Origin of the sequence: Methylibium sp. T29-B (assembly GCF_000576225.1) — a bacterium.
Lineage (GTDB): Bacteria > Pseudomonadota > Gammaproteobacteria > Burkholderiales > Burkholderiaceae_C > Methylibium > Methylibium petroleiphilum.
This window is the reverse complement of sequence record NZ_AZSN01000246.1, coordinates 1-3631: the sequence shown is the minus strand read 5'-3', so window position 1 is coordinate 3631 and position 3631 is coordinate 1. Positions and strand designations below refer to the sequence as shown.

Sequence of the window (3631 nt, the reverse complement as noted above, 5' to 3'; positions counted from 1 at the left end):
TGCACGTCGCGGCGCGCATAGCGCTCGGCGACCGCGCGGGCCTCCTCGTCTTGCGCGGCCGGCCCGCTCATCGGGTCAGCGTGCCGAAGGCGGGCGACGGCGAGCGGCCGCGCAGCACGTCGAACCAGCCGCACAAGGTGCCGAGGCCGTAGCCGGCGTGGTAGCTCACGATCACCAGCGGCAGGCGCAGCAGCAGCTCGTAGCCCTCGTCGCGCGCGATGGCCAGCGACGCGGCCAGCACGTACACGCCGTACAGGTTGCCCAGCAGCACGGCGCCGCGGCCTGCGGCCGGCCACATTAGGCCGAGCAGCAGCGACAGCGCCAGCGCCGCGACGAAGGCGCCCGGTGCCAGCTGGCGCAGTGCTGCCGCCTGCCCGTGTTTGCGCATCACGAAGGGCTTCCAGTAGCCGTACTGCAGTTGCTGCCGGAACAGCTGGGCCAGCGTCTCGCGCGGGCGGTAGACCGAAACGATGCGCGCGCTCTGCCAGACCACCGCACCGCGGCGCGTGAGACGCAGGTTGTGCTCGTCGTCCTGGTTGCGCACCAGGTCCTCGTCGAACAGGCCGTAGCGGTCGAAGGTGGCACGCGGCCAGCAACCGAGGTAGACGGTGTCGACCGGCCCCTCGTGGTCGAGCGCGCGCGAACGCGCGCCGCCCGTGACCCAGCGCGACTGGAAGGCCGCGGCGATGGCCTCCTGGGTGGCGCCCTCGCCTTCGGCACGCCACGGCCCGCCGACATTGGCCGCGCCGGTGCGCTCCAGCGCGGCCAGGCACTCGACGATGTAGTCGCTTTCGTACCGGGTGTGGAGGTCCATGCGGACGATGACCTCGCCACGCGCGCGCTCGATGCAGCGGTTCAGCCCGCTCGAGACGATGCGCCGCGGGTTGTCGATCATCGCGAAGCGCGGGTCGGCCGCACAGCGCTGTGCCAGCAGTTCGCGCGTGCCGTCGTCGCTCATGCCGTCGGCCACCAGCACCTCGAGCGCCACGCCCTCCGGCAGCTCCTGCGCCGCCACCGCGTCGCAGAAGGCCGCCACATGCGCCTGCTCGTTGCGGCAGGGGGCGATCACGCTGATGCGGCGTTGGGTCATGGCAAGGCCTCTCGGTTCATCCGGCTCACGCGGCGGGTACCGCCACCCGCGGGCGCAGCGATTCGTAGAGCGCCGCCATGCGGTCCATCTGCACCGGCGCGAGGCGCGCTCCACCGCCAGCGCGCGGTTGTGCAGGCCTTCGCCGCGCGCGAACTCCGGCTCGTCGTGCAGCCGCAGCAGGACCGCGGCGAGCGCGCTCGCGTCGCGCGCCGGCACCAGCAGGTCGGTGTCGCCGCGGATCCACTGCCGGTTGGCGGGCAGGTCGCTCGCCACCACCGGCAGGCCGCAGGCCATCGACTCCAGCAGCGAGACCGAGGTCGCATCGCTGCTCGGCACGCTGAGCGACACGCGCGAGCGTTGCAGCGTCGTGATCAAGGCCGCCTCACCCGCTCGCCCCAGGAAGCGTACCGATTCCGCCGGCAGCGCCAGCTCGCGGCCAGCGCCTTCAGCGCCGCCTCGTCGGGCCCGCCGCCGAGCAGGTGCAGCGTGGCGTTGGCCTGCGGACGCACCGCGCGCAGCCGCGCGAAGGCGCGCAGCACGGTGTCGATGTTGTAGTTGGCCTCCCAATTGCGCAGGCTGGCGATCTCGAAGTCGGCGGCCGGTTTGCCGGGACGGAAGCGGTCGGTGTCGGCGCCCCACAGCACCTCTTCGCAGCGCCCCGTCACGCCGTAGCGGCGGATCTCGGCCAGCATGTCCTGCGAGTCGGCGGTGATGAGCCGCGCGCGCCGGAGCGACCAGCCCACCAACGCCGCCATCGCGCCGCCGCGCAGCCCCGGGGCGCGCGGCGTGACCAGGATGTCGGAGCCCCAGGCCGTCAGCACCCGCGGCACCTGCGCGCCCAGCGAGCAAGCCGCCGCCCACAGCCCGTAGGACGTGACGTAGTGGCCGTGCAACCACTGCGGCGAGAGCCGGCGCGCCAGGCGCTGCACCTCGGGCAGCGCGAGGAACCAGCCGGCGCCGTCGCTCCCGGGGCGCACCGCGATCACGTCGCTCGCGCCCGGCACCTCGGCCGGGCGACGGGTGAGCACCACGCAGTCGTAGCCGCGGTCGGCGATCTCGCGCACCCAGCGCTGCGTGTGCAGGTTGCTCGCGTCGGCGAAGAACAAAATCCGGTTCATGACGACACCCCGCTCGCCACGGACGGCGAGCGCCCCTCCGTGAGGGTCGGGCCTTGCTTCACGCGTCCTCCCCGTTCGCCCAGGCCTCGTAGGCGAGGCGCGCCGGCTCGCCGTAGCTGGCCTCGTGCTGCTCGATCCACGCCCGGTCGAGTTCGCGCGTGTCGCCCACCACCCTCGCCGGCTGGCCCTCGACGATGGCGAAGGCCGGCACGTCGCCGCTCACGTAGCTGCCGGCCTTGACCAGCACGCCACGGCCGAGCGTGCTGCCGGGTGCGATCACGCTGTGCGGTCCGATGAAGCTCCAGGCGCCCAGCGCCACCGGCGCGCGCTGCAGGCCGGCCGGCGCCGCGTGGCCCCAGTAGCGCTCGCGCTCCAGGCGCAGCGCCAGGTGGCTGGAATGCGTCAACACCGAGACGAAGTTCGTGATCTGGCAGCCCTCGTCGATGCGCAGGCCGCCCGAGGCGTCGATGAAGTTGAACTGGCCGATGAACACGTGGTCGCCCAGCACGAGCCGCTCGCGGGCCTCCACGTGGGTGTGGCTGCCGATGCGGCTGTGGGGTCGCCATCCGCCGTCGGCACTGCGCACGCCATAGACCATGCGGGGCGCGACGAGGCGCTGCCAGAGTCCGATCAGGGGTCGCTTCAAGCCGTTCATGCCGGCCCGGATTGTGGCGCGCGCCGGCCGCTGAACAAGGCCGTCCAGGGCAACTTGGTATCGCGAAGAAACAGCGCCAGCGCGACCGCGATCGCCACGCCGTAGGCCAGCGAGGTCGCGAGCGCCGCGCCCGCTGCGCCGTAGCGGGGGATGCTCCAGGCCGCGATGGCCAGTGTGAGCACGAGCGACAGGCCGGCGATGCCGGCCGACCACTGCGGCCGACCGCGGTGGTTGGTGTAGTAGGCCGACAGGCTGGACGCCGCGGCGTAGCCCGCGATGCCCGGCAGCAGCAGCGCCAGCGGCAGCACCGCGCCGGCGTAGGCCGGGCCCAGGACGGCCGGCAGCGCGAACGCGGCACCCGCGTACAGCAGCGGCGCCGCCAGCAGCGTCGCGAGCAGGTTCACCTGCACCGCGCGCAAGGTAGTCCACGCGGCCTGCTGCGCGTCGGGCGCGCCGATGCGGTGGTAGGCCGACACGGTGACCGCCGACGACAGCAGCCACAGCAGCTCGGCCACCTGCACCGCCACCGAGTAGACGCCCGTCTCGGCGAGCCCGCCGTGGCGCTCCAGCAGGAACAGCGTGGCGCGGTAGTTCAGCAGGCTGACCAGGTTGGTCGCGCCGATCGTCGCGACGAAGCGCCACCGATCGCGCAGCACGCCGCGCTGCGGCACGGCCGGACCGGCATCGCGCCGTGCGGCCCAGCCGGTGCCGATGCCGACCAGCGCCTTGCCGAGCACCCAGGCCGCCAGCACCGCGATCACGGTGGGC

At 73.5% G+C, this 3631-nt stretch carries 4 protein-coding genes and 1 pseudogene; all 5 read right to left on the bottom strand.

Annotated features, from left to right (window positions below):
- Positions 1-67 precede the first annotated feature (67 nt).
- Entirely contained in the window at positions 68-1090 is a 1023-nt protein-coding gene (locus Y694_RS26315; RefSeq protein ID WP_036235995.1) for a glycosyltransferase family 2 protein, read from the bottom strand.
- 210 nt (positions 1091-1300) lie between these two features.
- Positions 1301-1465 (bottom strand): annotated as a pseudogene (locus tag Y694_RS26310) (glycosyltransferase family 4 protein); the annotation flags it as partial.
- The gene (locus Y694_RS26305; protein WP_081782293.1) at positions 1462-2208 is read right to left on the bottom strand and encodes a glycosyltransferase; all 747 of its coding nucleotides are present in this window, start codon (positions 2206-2208) and stop codon (positions 1462-1464) included. The pseudogene Y694_RS26310 and the gene Y694_RS26305, both read right to left, overlap by 4 nt.
- 58 nt (positions 2209-2266) lie before the next feature.
- Positions 2267-2863, bottom strand: coding sequence for an acyltransferase (locus Y694_RS20460; protein WP_152543604.1), 597 nt, complete (start codon positions 2861-2863; stop codon positions 2267-2269).
- Positions 2860-3631 (bottom strand): lipopolysaccharide biosynthesis protein (locus tag Y694_RS20455; RefSeq protein WP_197028836.1); only part of this gene is annotated, 772 nt, incomplete at its 5' end. The genes Y694_RS20455 and Y694_RS20460, both read right to left, overlap by 4 nt.

Bases quoted from the DNA above. Each gene is read 5' to 3' on its own strand.
- Y694_RS26305 (WP_081782293.1), bottom strand. From the start codon at position 2,208: ATGAACCGGATTTTGTTCTTCGCCGACGCGAGCAACCTGCACACGCAG.
- Y694_RS20460 (WP_152543604.1), bottom strand. From the start codon at position 2,863: ATGAACGGCTTGAAGCGACCCCTGATCGGACTCTGGCAGCGCCTCGTC.
- Y694_RS26315 (WP_036235995.1), bottom strand. From the start codon at position 1,090: ATGACCCAACGCCGCATCAGCGTGATCGCCCCCTGCCGCAACGAGCAG.